The organism is Cryobacterium algoritolerans (genome assembly GCF_004402785.1).
Lineage (GTDB): Bacteria > Actinomycetota > Actinomycetes > Actinomycetales > Microbacteriaceae > Cryobacterium > Cryobacterium algoritolerans.
In genome coordinates this window covers 1-17,035 of the sequence record NZ_SOFP01000085.1, presented here as the reverse complement: position 1 = coordinate 17,035, position 17,035 = coordinate 1, and the positions used below count along the sequence as shown (strand labels likewise).

Here is a 17,035-nt window from a genome sequence, read left to right as displayed (position 1 = left end):
TGGCCGGCGTCGGGCCCGCCGCGGTGGCGGCGGCGCTCGCGGCGGCCACCGGCACCATCGTCGCCAGCGCCTGCTGGGAGGCGGTGAGCTGGGCGCCGAGCTGGGCGCCGATGCCGACCACGGCGGCGGAGGCCAGCGTGGCCAGGGTTATCGCGCGGAATCTCACCAGTCGAACCTTTCAAAATGGATCTGGCGTGTCGGCAGGCCGGCCGACCGGGCGTCGCGCACGACCTCGTCCGTCCAGCGCCGGGGACCGCAGATGTAGACGTCCGCCTCTCGAAGCCGCGGGACCAGGGTGCCGAGGGTGATCCCGGCCCGCACGGCGTCCGCCGGCAGCCAGCTGTTTCCGATCGGTGACCGCTTTCCGGCGAGGATGCGCAGTTCGGCACCCCTGGCCCGGCACAGATCGGCCAGTTCGTCGACGAGGTAGGTGTCGTCGACCGTGCCCGCGCGGAGGATCACGGTGGCCTGGCCCGGGGTGAAGGTCGCCGTTTCGAGCAGCGACCTGATCGGGGCCACCCCGATGCCGGCGGCGATCAGCACGATCCGCGGAGACGTGCGGGCGAAGTCGGTGAAGAGCCCGTATGGTCCTTCGAAGCTGACCCTGGTGCCCTTGGGCAGCGCCGACAGGGCCGTGGAGGCGTCGCCGAGGCCGCGCACGGTGATCCGCAGCGCGTTCCCGGTCGGTGCGGCCGACAGCGAGAACGGATGTGCCTGCCACCACAGCTTCGGCGTCCAGAACCTCCAGATGAAGAACTGGCCGGAACGGGCCTTGAGGCGGCTCAGCTGGCGGCCGGACAACCGGATCGAGACGACGCCGCGGGCGACGGGGTCGACACCCGTAACCGAGAGCCGGGAGCGCAGGGAGCGCACGATCGGCACGATGAAGCGGAAGAGCACGATCGATCCGGCCACACCGATGTAGAGGGCCAGCCAGTAGTAGCGCTGCACCGAGCCTTCCCGGAACAGGGTGCCGACGCTCAGCTGGTGCGGGATCGACACGAGCACGGCCAGGTAGGAGAGCAGATGCACCAGGTGCCACGCCTCATACCGGAAGCGACGCCGCACCACGACGAGGGAGGTCACCACCACCGTCACGAGCAACCCGAGACCGACGAACGCGAGCGGCATGTCGGGGAGGGTCGTGAGCATGATCCACACCTCGGCGAAGACCGACACCGGCTGCACCATGGCGTACCCGATGGTCAAGAGCACGCCGTGGCCGAGGATGAGGTAGAGCGCGGGCTTACCAAGCGACTGGTGCAGCGCCATCGCACTGTCGTGGCCGAAGGCACGGTCGATCGAAGGGAGCCTCGCGGCCAGCAGCATCATCAGGAGGAGCAGGTCGGTGCCGACGAGTCCGGTCACCACGCCGAGGGAGGTGATGGCGTCGGCCGGCGTGCCGATGCGGGCAGCCCCACCGTCGGCCAGGAAGATCGCGATCACGAGGGCGACCGAGACCACCGCAATGATCTGCAGGCCGTCGGCCAGGCGCATCCGGCGGCGGTAATTCGGGTGAATGCGCGGCACCAAGGTGTGGCGCTGGGTGGGACCCGTGTCGAGACTCATACGTGGAGCATTCCGGGCGAAACAATTGAATCGCTATCGACAAGCTGAGAACAACCTGTGCGCTTCCAATGCGTCCTGCGGGGGCTCTCAGGAACGCATGCGGGTTCGTGCGAGGAGCACGATCAGGATGGCGATCGCCCCCGAGGGCCGTCTCGATAACCCGGTCGACCAGCGCACGCCCGCGACCAGCACGACCAGCGGGATCACGACCGCCGCGCTGGCCCGGGACGCGACCTCGAGGTCGGGGGCCCGCGGAGATCGAGTGCCCGCGGAGCGCACGCGTTGGAGCAGGGTCCCCGGTTTCCCGGGTCCGGCCATTAGAGCTTTTCGATCGGTGCGATCTTGATCAGGAGCTTCTTCGCGCCCGTGGTGTCGAACTGCACGTGCGCGATCCGTTTGGTGCCGTCGCCGGTGACCTGGTTGACCCGGCCGTCGCCGAAGTCGATGTGACGGATGCGGTCCCCGGCCGCCAGGGTGAGGTCACCGTTGTCCCGCACCTGCGACACCCGGTTCGACCACTCGGTTTTCGGCTTGGGCGCGGGGGGCAGCGCCTCCGGTGCGCCGCGCTTGGCGAACCCGCCGCCGAATCCGTCCCTGCGTGCGTTGAGCGCGCGCGGCTGGGTGCCGCCGCGGGAGTTCGCCATGCCGGGCGACTGCTTCCAATCGATCAGGTCGACGGGGATCTCCTGCAGGTAGCGGCTGGGCATGGCCACGTTGATGTCGCCGAACTGCGCGCGGGTCATAGCCAGGGACAGGTAGAGTCGCTGGCGGGCCCGGGTGATCCCCACGTAGAACAGCCGTCGTTCCTCGGCCGGGCCGCCGGGCTCATTGGCCGACATCTGGTGCGGTAGCAGCCCTTCCTCGACGCCGGTGAGGAACACCGCCTCGTATTCGAGTCCCTTGGCCGTGTGCAGGGTCATCAGCGACACCGTGCCTGATGCGTCGTCGAGGTCGTCGGCCGCGGCGACGAGCGACACCTGGGTGAGGAAGTCGACGAGCCCCGAGTCGGGATTCTCCTTGTTGAAGTCCTTCGTCTGGGCGACGAGCTCCTCGATGTTCTCGGCGCGTGCCTCGTCCTGCGGGTCGCGGCTGTTCCGCAGCAGGGTGAGCAGGCCACTGCGCTCGAGCAGGAAGGTCAGCAACTCGGAGACGTTGGCCTGGCCGGCCGGGTTGGTGGGGTCGATCTTCAGCGCCGCCTCGTCGAGCAGGGTGGCGAGATTCAGGATCGCCCCGGTCACCTTCGGGCCGAGGCCCAGGCCCGCCGAATCGCGCATGGCCTGGCGGAAGCTGATCTGGTTGGCCTCGGCGAAACTGGCGAGTCCCGTCTCGGTGGCCGGTCCGATCCCGCGCTTCGGGGTGTTCAGGATGCGGCGCAGGGCCAGCTCATCGTTCGGGTTGGCTACGGAGATGAGGTATGCGAGCGCATCCTTGATCTCGGCCCGCTCGTAGAACTTCGTTCCGCCGACCACCCGGTAGGGAACCGCGGAGCGCACGAGGATTTCTTCCAGCGCTCGGGTCTGCGCGTTGGTGCGGTAGAACACGGCCATGTCGCGGTAGGCCATTCCGGCCGAGTGCAGGACCTCGATCTCGTCGGCCACGAACTGGGCCTCGTCATGGCCGGAGTAGGCCGTGAACCCGACGATCTTCTCGCCGTCACCACCGGCGCTCCACAGCTTCTTGTCCTTACGGTCGAAGTTGTGACCGATCACCGCATTGGCGGCGGAGAGGATGTTCTGGGTGGACCGGTAGTTCTGCTCGAGCAGGATCACCTTGGTTCCGGGGAAGTCCCGCTCGAACTCGGTGATGTTGCGCGTGTCGGCGCCGCGGAAGGCGTAGATCGATTGGTCCGAGTCACCCACCACGGTGAGCGATGCTCCGGGGATGCCACCGGTGGCGTCGCGCAGGTTACGCACGTGAACGCCGGTGGTTTCCATCTCGTCGGCGAGTTCGGGTTCGACCGGCCGGGTGAGTTCCCGCACGAGCGAGTACTGCGCGTGGTTCGTGTCCTGGTATTCGTCGACCAGGATGTGCCGGAACCGGCGCCGGTAGAGGGCGGCCACCGCCGGGAAGGCCCGGAACAGGTAGACCGTCTCGCCGATCAGGTCGTCGAAGTCGAGGGCGTTGGCTGCGCGGAGCCGCTGGGTGTACTGCCGGAAGATCTCGACGAACATGACCTCCTGCGGGTCGCTCATGTTCGCGTTGCGGGCGTACGAGTCCACATCGGCGAGCTCGTTCTTGAGCTTGGAGATCTTGGCGGACGCGTTGCCGGGGGTGAAGCCGAGGGTGTCGGCGTCGAGCGACTTGATGATGCGTTTGAGGGTGACCTTGGTGTCGGCGGAGTCGTAGATGCTGAAGCTGGCGGAGAGTCCGGCATTCTCCGCTTCGCGGCGCAGGATCCGCACGCAGGAGGAGTGGAAAGTGGAGATCCACATTCCGTCTGCGCCCTGGCCGAGGATGGCCTTGACCCGGTCGCGCATCTCGGCGGCGGCCTTGTTGGTGAACGTGATCGCGAGGATCTGGCTCGGCCAGGCCTCGCGGGTCTCGAGCAGGCTCGCGATGCGCCTGGTGAGCACGCTCGTCTTGCCGGAGCCTGCCCCGGCGATGATGAGCAGGGCAGGCCCGCGGTACTCGACGGCCTCGCGCTGTTGGGGGTTCAGCCCCTCGAGCAGTGGGCTCTGGTAACCGCCGGCATAGCCGCCTGGTCCTCCGCCGTCGACGATGATCGGCACCCCTGCCGGGGCCTGGCGGGTGGGCGTGTTGTCCGGGTCGAAAGGCGTCATCATCTCGCTGACAATCCTAGGCGCTAGGCCTGACACCCGGCCGGTCCGGGCGCCGGGCCAGGTCAGGCCTCTGCGGCCAGCTCGTCCCGCACGGTGACCGCGAGGTCGGGGTGGTCGGTGAAGACCCCGTCGATGCCGGTGCCCATGATCGTGCGGAACTCCGACTGCCAGTCGCCGAAGTCGGCCCTGAACCGGCCGCGCCGGAACGTCTTGGCGAGGAAGCCGTTCTCGGGGCGGAGGGTCCAGCAGTAGATCTCCAGGTCGGCGGCGTGCGCGGCGTCCACCAGGTCGGACGCCCCGGAGACGTGGCCGTCGGCGTCCGTTTCGAGGATCAGCGATTTGGGAACGCTGATGCCGTCGACCTTGCCGCTCAGCGCATAGAGGCCCTGCTCGGTGAGGAAATCGGCGTAATGCGGGGCCCTCGCGCCGAGGAGTGCGACCTCGTCGAAGGGCTTGCCCCGCGCCTCGAGCAGGAAGATCCGCTTGCCGTAGACGCCGCGGGCGTACACCTTGTCGAGCAGGCTCTGTTCGAAGCTTTCGATGGTGAGCCGGCCGTCCCCGGCGTTCCAGCCCGCGGTATTGACCTCCGCCGCGAACAGCTCGTCGATGGGCAGGCCGATCGACTCGAAGTAGGAGGCGTGCTTGATCTCGGCGACGACGCCGATCGAGCGCCTGGCCCGACCCGCGACCCGGTCGATGAGTTTGAAGACGTCCCGCAGCCGCAGCAGGGGGAACCTGTCGTCGAAGGTGGCGCTGGACTTACGCAACTGCGGTAGGCGCTCCCTGGCGCGCAGGGTGCGCAGCTCCGCCCAGGTGAAGTCCTCGGTGAACCAGCCGGTGAGCCGGATGCCGTCGATCACCCTGGTCGTGCGGCGTCCCGCGAACTCCGGGTGATCCGCGATGTCGGTGGTGCCGGAGATTTCGTTCTCGTGGCGCACGATGAGCACACCGTCCCGGGTGGCCACGATGTCCGGTTCCACGGCATCGGCCCCGAGGGCTACCGCCAGCTCGTAGGCGGCACGGGTGTGTTCGGGCCGGTACCCGCTCGCCCCGCGGTGGCCGATCACAATGGGGTGCATGTGCCCAGAGTACGCGTGCAACTGCCAGACTCGAGGCGATGACACCCTGGATCGCACCTGTCGCGCGGCCGACCGCGTGGGGGCGCCCGCGCGCCCGCTACCTCACCGGCCTGGGCCTGATCATGCTCGGCGTCGCCGCGACGGTCTTCACCAGCACCTACAGCATGTACTTCCTGCTGATCGGGCCTTTGCTTCATCTGCTTGGCTGGCTGCTGATGCCGGGAGCGCTCTGGCGCCGCCTCGTCGTGCTGCTGCCCTGCCTCCTGGCCGGCCTCACCCTGCTCGGCGGCCCCGACTTCGCAGGCGCCTTCGCCGTACTCCTGGCCGGCTGGCTGCTCGTGCGGAACCGGCCGCTGCTGGCCTACCCCGTTCTGCTGCTACCGATCGGCGCGAGCTTCCTGATCAAGGCGTTCCTGCACGGCTACGCTCAGAATTGGGTCGGCGACCTCGTCGGAACGGTCACCGTGATCGCATCCGCATGGCTGGCCTGGTGGCTCGCCGGCTGGCGGGTCGGCCGCCGGCCGGGGCCGGGCGCCGGCGCAGGTCCGGGCCCCGCCATGATTCGGGCCGTCGAGGCTGGTCAGGTCATAGAAACATCTCGGCAGATACCCAGCAGATCTGAATAGACTTTCCCCACCTAACCAGCACCGTTCGGAGCTGGCCGCAACCCAAGTCGATTGTGAGCTACGAAAACCATGGCATCCTCCAACCCCGCATTCTCCCGAAACGCCGCCTTCGGCGCTCCTGGCGCCGTTGCAGCGGGCAAGGTGCTCTCTGACAGCGACCTGCAGGGCATGTTCAACGCCCCGTCCGCCGGAGCGCAGGACACCGACCGGATGAGCTACGAGGACACCATCTTCAAGACCGTCCTCAGCTTCGCCCTCCTGCTCACGGCGGCCGGCGCCGCCTGGCTGTTGACACCGTCGATGCCGTTCCTGCCGTTCCTCGGCATGATCGTCGGCCTCGTGCTCGGCCTGGTGAACACCTTCAAGAAGCAGCCGTCGCCGGCCCTGATCCTCACCTACGCTGCGGCCGAGGGCCTCTTCGTCGGTGGGATCTCGCAAATCTTCGAGCAGATCTATCCCGGCGTCGTCGTGCAGGCCGTACTGGCCACGCTCGTCGTGGTCGGAGTGACGCTCGCGCTGTTCGCCAACGGTAAGGTTCGCGCCTCGAAGAGGGCCACGAAGGTCTTCCTGGTCGCCATGGTCGGCTACTTCGTCTTCTCCCTGGTCAATGTCGGCCTGGTCGCGTTCGGTGCGATCGACAGCCCGTTCGGCCTCAGCAGCAGCGTGACGATCTTCGGCATCAAGCTTGGCCTCGTCATCGGCGTCCTCGCCGTGCTGATGGCCGCTTACTCGCTCGTTCTCGACTTCGACTTCATCCAGCGCGGCGTCAACAACCGGGCTCCCCGCAAGTTCGGCTGGTCGGGTGCCTTCGGCATCATGGTGACCGTCGTCTGGCTCTACGTGGAACTGCTGCGACTGTTCGCGATCGCCCGCAACTAGTACGACCGGCACGAGCGCATCCAGAAGGGCCGCCCCTCGGGGCGGCCCTTCTGCTCAGGTGACGACCTGGCTGTCACCGTGGCAAGGTCATGAGACCACGGCAGTTGCCTGCGGGTGTCCGTTCTCACGCCGGACGAGGACGCCAGGCTCCCCACATCGCGGGGCCCGGGTTCGCGCACGCGAGCCTACTCGACCCCGGGCGACTGAGCCCCTCGTCCCGATTCATCAGTCGCCGTCCCTGCTCGCCGCCACGAGTGCGGCGTGCCGAGCCTTCTTGGCCCGCCGGATCCGGTGGAGGATGGGCTCCGTGTAGCCGCTGGGCGACGAGGCGCCATCGATGATGAGCTGCCTGGCCGCCTGGAAGGCGAGGCCCGGCCCGGCCGGGCCGATCAGGGTCTCGTAGTAGGGGTCGTCTGCGTTTTGCGTATCGACGATGGCCGCGAGCCGCACAAGGCTCGCGTCTACTTCCGATTCGGCGATGATGTCGTGGGCAAGCCAATTCGCGAGGAGTTGGCTGGAGATGCGGAGGGTCGCTCGGTCCTCCATGAGCCCGACACCGTGAATGTCCGGGACCTTTGAGCACCCGACTCCCTGGTCGACCCAACGCACAACGTAACCGAGGATCGACTGGACGTTGTTGTCCAGCTCGATCAGGCGTTCGTCGCCGGGTCGCTGTTCGGCGAGCGGGATGACGAGGATCGGGTCGAGCGCCTGGCGAGCCCGCGCGCCGACCTCCCGCTGACGTTCGGCCACGTCGACCTCGTGATAGTGGATCGCGTGAAGCGTGGCGGCCGTCGGAGACGGCACCCAGGCCGTGGTCGCGCCGGACCGCGGATGCACGATCTTCTGCTCGAGCATGTCGTGCATGAGATCGGGCATGGCCCACATGCCCTTGCCGATCTGAGCCCGGCCGGGGAATCCCGCCGATAGTCCCGCGTCCACGTTCGCGTTCTCGTAGGCAGCCATGAAGGGCTGCGAGCGCATCGCACCCTTGGCGACCACGGCGCCCGCGTACATCGAGGTGTGGATCTCGTCGCCGGTGCGATCGAGGAATCCGGTGTTGATGAAGGCGATGCGATCCGAAGCTGCGGCGATGCAGGCACTCAGATTCACCGTGGTTCGCCGCTCTTCGTCCATGATGCCCACCTTCAGCGTGCGCGATGGCAGGCCGAGGAGCTGCTCGACACGCCCGAAGAGATCGACGGTGAACGCCACTTCATCGGGACCGTGCATCTTCGGTTTGACGATGTACATCGAGCCGGCACGTGAGTTTCCGCCGCGTGCTTCTCCGGCAAGAGCGGAGAGCGAGCCGAGTGCGGTCAGCACCGCATCGAGGATGCCTTCGAACACCTCGTCGCCGGATGCATCGCGCACCGTGTCGGTGGTCATCAGATGGCCCACGTTGCGGACCAGCAGAAGGGCCCGCCCGGGCAACGTCACGGCGCCACCATCCGGAGCAGTGTAGACGCGGTCGCCGTTCATGGTTCGCAGGATTGTACCGCCGCCCTTGCTGACGGTCTCGCTGAGCGTGCCACGCATAAGCTCTCGCCAGTTGCGGTATCCGAGATACCTTGTCGTCGGCGTCGACTGCGGCGACCGAGTCTTCAAGATCCATGATTGTCGTCACTGCGGACTCGAGCACGATGTCCTGGATCCCTGCGAGATCGGTGCTGCCGATCGACCCGTCCCGGTCGATGATCACGTCGAGATGCAGGCCGTGGTGACGGAACAGGACCGACGCCGGCGCGGAAGAATCCCCGGTGTAACAGATCAATACTGCCGGATCCGCGAGAGCAGCGAACGAGCCGTCCGCCAACGTGACGACCAGGGCACCGTCGCCGATGCGGTACTCCACGGCGTCGCGGTGTGAGCCCGCTCGGAGCGGGACGGCCTGGTCGAGCAGTGCGCGCCCACGAGCGATTACCTGTTCGCCGCGAGCGGGGTTGTAGGAACTCCCGCGGGCGGTGTCGCCGTCTTCGGCGATCGCGTCCGTCCCGTAGAGCGCGTCGTAGAGCGAGCCCCACCGCGCGTTGGCGGCGTTGACCGCGAACCGCGCGTTGAGAAGTGGCACGACAAGTTGCGGACCTGCCTGTGAGGCGATTTCCACATCGACGTTCGACGTGGTGATGCTGAAGTCGCACGGTTCATCGACAAGGTACCCGATGTCCGTCAGGAAAGCCCGATACAGGGCGGGATCCGGCTGACCGGGGTGGGCCAGGTGGAAAGCATCGAGCTGGGCCTGCAACTCATCCCTCCGACGCAGAAGATCGCGGTTTCTTGGTGTGAGATCGCGGATCAGCGCGCTGAACCCCGTCCAGAAGGTGTCCGCTCGGATGCCGGTGCCCTCGAGGGCCTCGTTCTCGACGAACGAGGCCAATGGGGCCGTAATGTCCAGATCCGCTCGACGAACGCGCCAGGCTGGTGGCCAGCCCAGGCTCAGCAGCGACCTCCTGAGCGCGGGCACGCGGGCGGACCCTCTCCTTGGCGCGTCCGACCGGTCTCGGTTGGGCTCGACCAACGCGCAGATCGGGAGCAGACTCCTCGTTGAGAGCACCCAACGAACGAGGAGGCACCACCGTGTCGAAGGAACAGGATTTCGTCATCGTGGGCGCAGCGCTCGCCGGGGCATCGGCCGCCAGGGCCCTCCGTGAAGAGGGCTTTGCCGGCCGCATCCGACTGCTCGGGGCCGAAGCCCACCATCCGTACATCCGTCCCCCGCTGTCCAAGGAGTTCCTGGCCGGCACTGCCGAACGCAGCACGGTCTTCGTCGAGGCGGAGGACTGGTACGTCACGAACCAGGTCGGATTCCGGCCGTCCACCCGGGTGGTCGGACTCGACCCCCACGAACACCGTCTCACCCTCGAAGGCGGCGAGACGCTCGCCTGGGACCGGCTGCTGCTGGCCACCGGCTCGTCCCCGCGCCGGCTCGGGATTCCCGGTGCCGATCTGGGCGGCGTGCACTATCTGCGCACCCTCGACGACTCCGAGGCCCTCCGCGGGCTGCTGAACGGCGGCGGAAAGCGGCTCGTCCTGATCGGCTCCGGCTGGATCGGAATGGAAGTCGCGGCCTGCGCGCACACACTCGGCAATGACGTCGTCATCCTCGAACGCGACCCGATCCCGCTCGCCAACGCCCTCGGCGACGAGCTCGGGCAGATGTTCGCCGATCTGCACCGCGAACACGGGGTGGTCCTGCGCACCTCCGTCGACGTCGAGAGCATCGCGGGCACCGAGGGCCGGCTGACCGGGGTGGTGTTGGCGGGCGGTGAGGTGGTGCCGGCTGACCTGGTCCTGGTCGGGGTCGGCGCCATCCCAAACGTCGGCCTCGCCGAGGCCGCCGGGCTTGAGGTCGACAACGGGATCGTGGTGAACGAGAGCCTGCAGACCAGCCACCCCGACATCTACGCGGCCGGCGACGTCGCCAATGCATACCACCCGGTGGCACGGATGCGGCTGCGCAGCGAACACTGGGCGAACGCCCTGCACGGCGGGTCCGCGGCGGCGCGCGCCATGCTCGGGCAGGCCGTCTCGTTCGACGCCATCCCCTACTTCTACACCGACCAGTTCAACCTGGGGATGGAGTACTCGGGCTTCGGGCCGCTCACCCGCGGGGCCGACCTCGTCTTCCGCGGCAACCGCGGCGACCGGGAGTTCATCGCGTTCTGGCTGGCCGCCGGAACCGTGGTCGCCGGAATGAACGTGAACGTGTGGGACGTGAACGAGGCCGTGCAGGCCCTCGTCCGCCGCGGTACCCCGGTCGATCCGGGCCGCCTGGCCGACGGGTCAGTCCCTCTGGACGCCGTCTGACCCCCTACCCCTGTGCCCTACTCCCACTCGATGGTCCCCGGCGGCTTCGACGTGACGTCGAGCACGACCCGGTTGACCCCGTCGACCTCGTTCGTGATCCGGTTGGAGATCTTCGCCAGCAGGTCGTAGGGCAGGCGGGTCCAGTCGGCGGTCATCGCATCCTCAGACGACACCGGACGCAGCACGATCGGGTGGCCGTAGGTGCGTCCGTCGCCCTGCACGCCCACCGAGCGCACGTCGGCGAGCAACACGACCGGGCACTGCCAGATCTCGCGGTCGAGGCCGGCCGCCGTCAGTTCGGCGCGCACGATCGCATCCGCGTGTCGGAGCAGGTCGAGCCGGTCCTGCGTGATGGAACCGACGATCCGGATGCCGAGGCCGGGTCCGGGGAACGGCTGGCGCTGCACGATCTCGGCCGGAAGTCCCAGTTCGGCGCCGATCGCCCGCACTTCGTCCTTGAAGAGGGTGCGGAGCGGTTCAATCAGTTCGAACTGGAGGTCGTCGGGCAGGCCGCCCACATTGTGGTGGCTCTTGATGTTGGCGGTGCCGCTTCCGCCGCCGGACTCGACGACGTCAGGGTACAGGGTGCCCTGAACGAGGAAGCGGATCGGGTCGCCGTCGATGGCTGCGGCTTCCTTGATCAGTTCGGCCTGGGCCTGCTCGAAGCTGCGGATGAATTCGCGGCCGATGATCTTGCGCTTGGTCTCCGGGTCGCTCACGCCCTCGAGCGCGGTCAGGAATTGCTCCCGCACGTCGACGGTCACGAGGCGCACGCCGGTGGCCACGACGAAGTCTTCCTCGACCTGGCGGCGCTCGTCCTGCCGAAGCAGGCCGTGGTCGACGAAGACGCAGACGAGCTGGTCTCCGATCGCCTTGTGCACGAGGGCTGCGGCCACGGCGGAGTCCACTCCGCCGGAAAGCCCGCAGATCACCTTGCCGGTGCCCACCTGAGCCCGGATACGGGCCACCTGTTCGGCGATGACGTTGCCGCTGTTCCAGTCGGCAGGGATTCCGGCGGCGCGGTGCAGGAAGTTCTCGAGCACGTTCTGGCCGAATTCGGTGTGCTTGACCTCGGGGTGCCACTGCACTCCGTAGAGTCGACGCTCGTCGTTCGCGAACGCGGCGACCGGCGTCGAGGCGGTTGAGGCGAGCACGCGGAAGCCGGCCGGGGCCTCGGACACCGAGTCGCCGTGGCTCATCCAAACGGTCTGGGCGGTGGGCTGATCGGCGAGAAGCGCGTTGCCGCTGTCCGAGACGGTGACCGGGGTGGCGCCGTATTCGCGGGCACCGGTGTGGGCGACGGTGCCGCCCAGGGCGGTTGCCATCACCTGGAAGCCGTAGCAGATGCCGAGCACGGGTATACCGAGGTCGAAGATGGCCGGGTCGAAGGTGGGGGCTCCATCGGCGTAGACGCTGGCGGGTCCGCCGCTGAGCACGATGCCCAGCGGGTTCTTCGCCGTGACCTCGGCCGCGGTGATCGTGTGCGCCACGATCTCAGAGTAGACGGATGCCTCGCGCACCCGACGGGCGATCAACTGCGCGTACTGCGCGCCGAAGTCGACGACGAGAACGGGGCGGGCGCCGGTCGGGGCGGGCGCGGCGCTCATGGACGCGCCTCGGCGGTCGCGGCGGACACGTCGGCGGCACGGCCGGCGAGGAACGCCTTCACCTCCCGCGCAACGCGCACCTCGAGGAAGAACGACAGGGTGGGGATGATGCCGCCGAGGGCGATCAGCAGGAAGCGCGGGAACGACCAGCGCATCAGGCTCCACAGCCGGAAGTCGGCGAACAGGTAGAGCACGTAGAACCAGCCGTGCACGATCAGGATCGCGGTGCTCAAGTTGAACGCGGTCACGGTCTCGCGGGGGACCAGGGCGAGGAACCCGTTCGGGCCGGCCAGTTCGAGCTCGTGCTGGAAGACGAATTTCAGGATGACCTCGACGCAGAGCAGCAGCAGGAAGACACCGGTGATGATCGACGAGACCTGGTAGAGCCGGAGCGCACCGGGGATGCTGGGGATGTCGGCAGGCTTGGGTTCAAGTGGCATGGGGTAATTCTACCGGGCCTCCGCGGTGTCGACGGCTGCCTGCTCCTCCTCGCGCTCCCAGGCATCCCGCACGAGGCGGTACCAGAGGAACACGGCGAAGCCGGCGAAGACCGCCCATTCGAGGGCGTAGAAGATGTTGAGCCAGTTCAGCGACGCGTCGGATACCGGCTCGGGTGAATCGATCACGAGCAGACCGGTTGGGCTGGTCCCATCCACGATGTAGCCCGCGTAGACGGACTGGTCGGTGAAGCCCGTCCACAGGTTGATCAGCGCCGCGGTAGACACCGTGGTCTGGGTCTGCGGGTCGCGTCCGCCGGCCGGCACCACGGGAGCCTCTGACGGGACGAAACGTCCGGTGAGGGTGAGCGGCTGCCCGGCCGGAAGACCGGCGAGCGCCTCGATCACTTTCTCGGCCGCGGCCCGATCGGCGGCCCAGCCGCGAGCAACCGCGATGTTCGCCGCATCCGTCGTGACGAACCGGCTGACCACCCAGAAGCCGCCGGCGCCGGCGTTGAGCCGGTCGCTGATCAGCTGTTCGTCGCCGGGCACGAAGGAACCGTCGGTGGTCACCCTTTGCCCGGTCGCCGCCTCGCGGGGCGGACCGTCCGGCTGAACAACCTCGGGTAGAGGCTGCACCGTCTCGGTACTGCGTTCGATGACCTGACCGGAAGCCACGGCGCGCTCCAGCTGCCACCGGCCGAGCAGGGCGAAAGCCGCGGCCACCGCGAGGGCGAGCAGCAGGGCAAGGATCCAGCGCGGCTTGAGCATCATTCTGATCACGAGTAATCTCCTGTACCGGTGTCGCGGGGCGGCTTCGGGCCGGGACCGGTCTCGGTGTTGAAACGCTCGGTCACGAAGTCGGCCATCGAGTCGGCGCCGGACGGCGTGTCAGTGCCGGCGCGTTTTGTGATCCGCTGGACGGCATGCTCGGCGGCGTCGTCTGCGCGGTTGCCGTTGTCTCTCGTGACCGCCTCGACCAGCGCGATCTCCTCGTCAAGCATCGGGTTGCGGGCGGGCCGGGAGGCCGGTTTCGTCCGGCGCAGTCTCCGGCCGACGGCCGCCGCGATCTTCTCCGAGTTCGCGGCGAACAGCGGGCCGAGGATCGCCATCGTGAGCACGTAGAGACCGGCGAACGGCTGCAGCCGCTGGTCGAGTCCTGCGCTCACCGACAGGGTCGCCAGGATCAGGGTGAACTCGCCGCGATTGACGAAGATGGCCGCGGTGTTCAGTCCCTCCCTGGGGCCCATGCCGTGCAGCCTGGCCATCAGCATGCCTGAGACCAGGCTGAGCACGAATGTCATGACCACGGCCAACAGCACGATCGTGATCACCGAGCCGAATTCAGCGACGTTGAGGGCAAGGCCGAAGTTGAGGAAGAAGAAGGCGCCGAACACATCGCGGAGGGGCACCGCGACACGCTCGATCCGGCCGCGATAGGTGCTCGCGCCGAGCACGACCCCGATCAGGAACGCACCGATCGCATCCGTCACACCGATGATTTCGCCCACTCCGGCGAAAAGCACGGCCAGGCCGAAGAAGAGGATGGTGAAGAGTTCGTCGTCCTTGGTGCGCATCAGCCGGGAGACGACCCGGCCGCCCCACCGGGCGACGGAGAACATGACCACCAGGAAGAGGAACGCGATGCTCAGCTGCAGCACGATCGGCCAGATCTCGGTCTTGCCGCTGAGCACGACGGAGACGATCGCGAGGTAGACCGCGATGAAGATGTCCCCGACCACGGTCACGCCGAGGATCATCGGAGTTTCCTTGTTCGCCAGGCGACGCAGTTCGATCAGGAGCTTGGTGATGATCGCACTCGACGAGGTGCCGGTCATGCCGGCGATGACGAGGGCCTCCCTGGTGCCCCAGCCGACCATCAGGCCGAATCCGAAACCGAGTCCCATGTTGATCAGCACATAGGAGCCACCGGAGATGAGCAGCTTTCCGGCGTCGCCGAAGAACGCCTCCTGGTCGAATTCGAGGCCGAGGCTGAACAGGAGCAGGATCAGCCCGAAGATGGCGATCAGCTCAATGTCCGCCGACTGGAAATTAAGCGGGAACCAGCCGCTGTTCGGACTGGCGAGCAGGCCGACGATCATGTAAATCGGGATCGATGGGAGCCCGATCAGTTTTCCGGCGCGCCCCAGAATGTAGGCGACAACGAGCAGGATGCCAAGAGTGATGAGGTCTTCGCCGAGGTTCATGGGCTAGCCCCCGGGCGGTGCGTCGACGGTTTTGTACTTCACTTCGCCGGTACGGAAGAAAGCGAATGCCTTCGCGACCTTTTCGGGGGAGCCCGCAACGACGAGGGTGTCCCCGGGGAAGACCCGGAAGTCGTGGGCCGGTGCCGGGTTGGCGGACTCCCCGCGCACGACGGCGACAACCGTGAGGCCGGCGATGCCGCGATCGGCCGGGTTGCCGAGGGTCTGGCCGGCGATGTGATCCTCGTAGTCGACCGTGAACCAGTCGATGCTGAGCCCGGGGATCTGATCGAGCGCGGTGAGCGACTCGGTGATCTGGGTGCCGCCGAGAAGCTCCGCGAGGGTGTGCGCCTCGTCCTCATTGAGCCGCAGGGACACCTTGGCCGCGTCAGGCCCGCCCTCGTCATCGGCGAAGGTGATCAGGTCGCTGTGGCCCGACCGGTGGGCGATGACACCGACCTTGCCACCGTCATCCGTGATGAAGGTGTGCAGCACACCGACTCCTGGGAGTTTGACCCGACGAACGTCAACCATGGTGAGGGCTCCTGAGGCTTGTGGGCTGTCAACCCAGTCTACCGGAGCCAAATTGGGCGCCCCACGGATGCCGGCCTCCGTCGCTCACGGTGGGCCTGCCCCACCTCCGCCCGGCTCTCGCCGCGCCGGTTTCCGCCCTCCGATCCCGTCCGGGCCGACTGCCCGCCCTCCCTGCGCACCCTCCCGCGCCGGTTTCCGCCCTCCGATCCCGTCCGGGCCGACTGCCCGCCCTCCCTGCCCACCCTCCCGCGCCGGTTTCCGCGGGCCGCGCCCGCGGCCGCCGCTGCGGCCTGCCGAAACCGGCGCGGCGACGAGTATATGTCGGCCCGTCTGACACTCACCGGCGACGCACCAGCTGTTCCACCCGCCCCGAGGCAGCACGAGCTTGTCCACCAGGACTGCGCATCCGTGCGGATCAGGCCCCACCGCGGCGGATCGTCGGGGCATGTCAACGATTTCCCTGACACCCCTGAACCTGCTCGCCGCGATCGCACGCCGGAACGGCGTTATCCTGAGCCGCGATGCGACGACCGTCGGTCTCGAGCGCGAGCTGCGGACCGAGTTCGAACGCGGACGGTTGGTCCGCCTGCGCGCGGGCGCCTACGTGCTGGCGACCGAGTGGAGTCTTCTGACACCGGATGCTCGTTACCTGCGCCGCGTTCATGCCTTCGCTGCAGTCAGCGAGGAGCCGCTCGTGTTTTCCCACCACTCCGCCGCCGCCATCTGGGGTCTCCCCCTCATCGGGCCCTGGCCGAGCGGCATCGACGTCCTGATCGATCCTGCCCCGGGTGGGCGTTCTCGTCATAGCGTCACGCGCCATTTCCAGGATGGGTCGCTGTCGATCGTGGAGCGGGACGGACTGCTTGTCACGTCGGCCGCCGACACGGCTGTCGCGATGGCGCGAATCCTGCCCTTTCCGGGGGCGGTCGCGATGATGGACAAGGCCATCCACTGCCCTCGGGTGGGGGCCGCCCTGGCCGACCGGGACGACCTTGAGATCGCCCTCGCCGCGATTCCGGCGCGGAAACGTGTGAACGGCAGAAACGCTGCGTTCCGCGCCGCAGACCTCGCCACCACCGAATCCGGCTCCCCGGGCGAATCAGTCAGTCGCGCATTCATATACCTGCTCGGATTCCTCCTACCCGAGCAACAGGTGCGGTTTGACGACGCTGAAGGATTCATCGCCTTCGTTGACTTCTTCTGGCGCCGGATCAACCGGGTCGGCGAATTCGACGGCCTCGGGAAGTACCTCAAGGAGGAGTACACCCACGGTCGCACCACAGCTCAGGTCGTCATGGACGAAAAACGGCGGGAGGATCGGGTGCGGGCATGTGGTCCCCTGGTCAGCCGATGGGATTGGCCCCTCGTCATGGACCCGACCGCCTTCGGCCGATTCCTCGCCCGAATCGGCGTGCCGCGGGTGCGATGACCCGCCGGTCCGGCTCCGCACTCCGACGCCGCGCCCGGTTCCGCGGGTCGCGCCCGCGCCCGCGGCCGCGGACTGCCGAAACCG

General features: G+C 67.7%; 14 protein-coding genes and 1 pseudogene. 4 read left to right on the top strand and 11 right to left on the bottom strand.

Annotation, left to right across the window (positions count from 1 at the left end; genetic code table 11):
• Positions 1-162: 162 nt before the first annotated feature.
• The 4 genes from E3O19_RS17460 to E3O19_RS17445 all read right to left on the bottom strand — a co-directional run bounded on the left by E3O19_RS17460 (position 163) and on the right by E3O19_RS17445 (position 5,428).
• Complete coding sequence (locus E3O19_RS17460) at positions 163-1,569, bottom strand: ferredoxin reductase family protein (RefSeq protein WP_134569553.1); 1,407 nt, start codon at positions 1,567-1,569, stop codon at positions 163-165.
• Positions 1,570-1,656: 87 nt separating this feature from the next.
• Complete coding sequence (locus tag E3O19_RS17455; protein ID WP_134569552.1) at positions 1,657-1,887, bottom strand: hypothetical protein; 231 nt, start codon at positions 1,885-1,887, stop codon at positions 1,657-1,659.
• Positions 1,887-4,349, bottom strand: a complete 2,463-nt coding sequence (locus E3O19_RS17450) for an ATP-dependent helicase (RefSeq protein WP_174776962.1) — start codon at positions 4,347-4,349, stop codon at positions 1,887-1,889. Before E3O19_RS17450 ends, E3O19_RS17455 begins: the two co-directional genes overlap by 1 nt.
• Before the next feature lie 62 nt (positions 4,350-4,411).
• A complete protein-coding gene (locus tag E3O19_RS17445; protein ID WP_134569550.1) occupies positions 4,412-5,428 on the bottom strand; it encodes a glycerophosphodiester phosphodiesterase family protein in 1,017 nt (338 codons plus the stop codon).
• Between the two features lie 38 nt (positions 5,429-5,466).
• On the opposite strand from E3O19_RS17445, the gene E3O19_RS17440 reads away from it, so the two are divergent.
• Both E3O19_RS17440 and E3O19_RS17435 read left to right on the top strand, forming a co-directional pair.
• Positions 5,467-6,054, top strand: coding sequence for a hypothetical protein (locus E3O19_RS17440; RefSeq protein WP_134569549.1), 588 nt, complete (start codon positions 5,467-5,469; stop codon positions 6,052-6,054).
• 69 nt (positions 6,055-6,123) lie between these two features.
• The gene (locus tag E3O19_RS17435; RefSeq protein ID WP_134569548.1) at positions 6,124-6,933 is read left to right on the top strand and encodes a Bax inhibitor-1/YccA family protein; all 810 of its coding nucleotides are present in this window, start codon (positions 6,124-6,126) and stop codon (positions 6,931-6,933) included.
• 225 nt (positions 6,934-7,158) lie between these two features.
• Here E3O19_RS17435 and E3O19_RS18655 read toward each other — a convergent pair whose 3' ends face one another.
• Both E3O19_RS18655 and E3O19_RS18650 read right to left on the bottom strand, forming a co-directional pair.
• The gene (locus E3O19_RS18655) at positions 7,159-8,472 is read right to left on the bottom strand and encodes a malate synthase G (protein ID WP_277613047.1); all 1,314 of its coding nucleotides are present in this window, start codon (positions 8,470-8,472) and stop codon (positions 7,159-7,161) included.
• 241 nt (positions 8,473-8,713) lie between these two features.
• Positions 8,714-9,397 (bottom strand): annotated as a pseudogene (locus tag E3O19_RS18650) (malate synthase G); the annotation flags it as partial.
• Between the two features lie 113 nt (positions 9,398-9,510).
• On the opposite strand from E3O19_RS18650, the gene E3O19_RS17425 reads away from it, so the two are divergent.
• Positions 9,511-10,740 carry an NAD(P)/FAD-dependent oxidoreductase gene (locus E3O19_RS17425; protein ID WP_134569547.1) on the top strand — a complete coding sequence of 410 codons (1,230 nt, stop codon included), beginning with the start codon at positions 9,511-9,513 and terminating at the stop codon, positions 10,738-10,740.
• Between the two features lie 17 nt (positions 10,741-10,757).
• Here the strand turns inward: E3O19_RS17425 and guaA are convergent, their stop codons facing one another.
• Genes guaA through E3O19_RS17400 form a run of 5 tightly spaced genes read right to left on the bottom strand, consistent with a single transcriptional unit; the run spans position 10,758 to position 15,522 of the window.
• Positions 10,758-12,347, bottom strand: coding sequence for a glutamine-hydrolyzing GMP synthase (gene guaA, locus E3O19_RS17420; RefSeq protein WP_134569546.1), 1,590 nt, complete (start codon positions 12,345-12,347; stop codon positions 10,758-10,760).
• Positions 12,344-12,787 (bottom strand): DUF3817 domain-containing protein, encoded by a 444-nt coding sequence (locus E3O19_RS17415; RefSeq protein ID WP_134569545.1) that lies wholly within the window; start codon positions 12,785-12,787, stop codon positions 12,344-12,346. The genes guaA and E3O19_RS17415 overlap by 4 nt, the downstream gene beginning before the upstream one ends.
• 9 nt (positions 12,788-12,796) lie before the next feature.
• Positions 12,797-13,558: an SURF1 family protein gene (locus E3O19_RS17410; RefSeq protein WP_241981472.1), complete on the bottom strand. Its 762-nt coding sequence runs from the start codon at positions 13,556-13,558 to the stop codon at positions 12,797-12,799.
• A 5-nt stretch (positions 13,559-13,563) separates the two neighbouring features.
• On the bottom strand, positions 13,564-14,991 hold the full coding sequence (locus tag E3O19_RS17405; protein WP_134569543.1) for a cation:proton antiporter: 1,428 nt from the start codon (positions 14,989-14,991) through the stop codon (positions 13,564-13,566).
• Between the two features lie 3 nt (positions 14,992-14,994).
• Positions 14,995-15,522, bottom strand: coding sequence for a cation:proton antiporter regulatory subunit (locus E3O19_RS17400; protein ID WP_134569542.1), 528 nt, complete (start codon positions 15,520-15,522; stop codon positions 14,995-14,997).
• Between the two features lie 445 nt (positions 15,523-15,967).
• Between E3O19_RS17400 and E3O19_RS17395 the strand changes: the two genes are divergently transcribed.
• Positions 15,968-16,951 (top strand): hypothetical protein, encoded by a 984-nt coding sequence (locus tag E3O19_RS17395; RefSeq protein ID WP_134569541.1) that lies wholly within the window; start codon positions 15,968-15,970, stop codon positions 16,949-16,951.
• Positions 16,952-17,035: the final 84 nt, after the last annotated feature.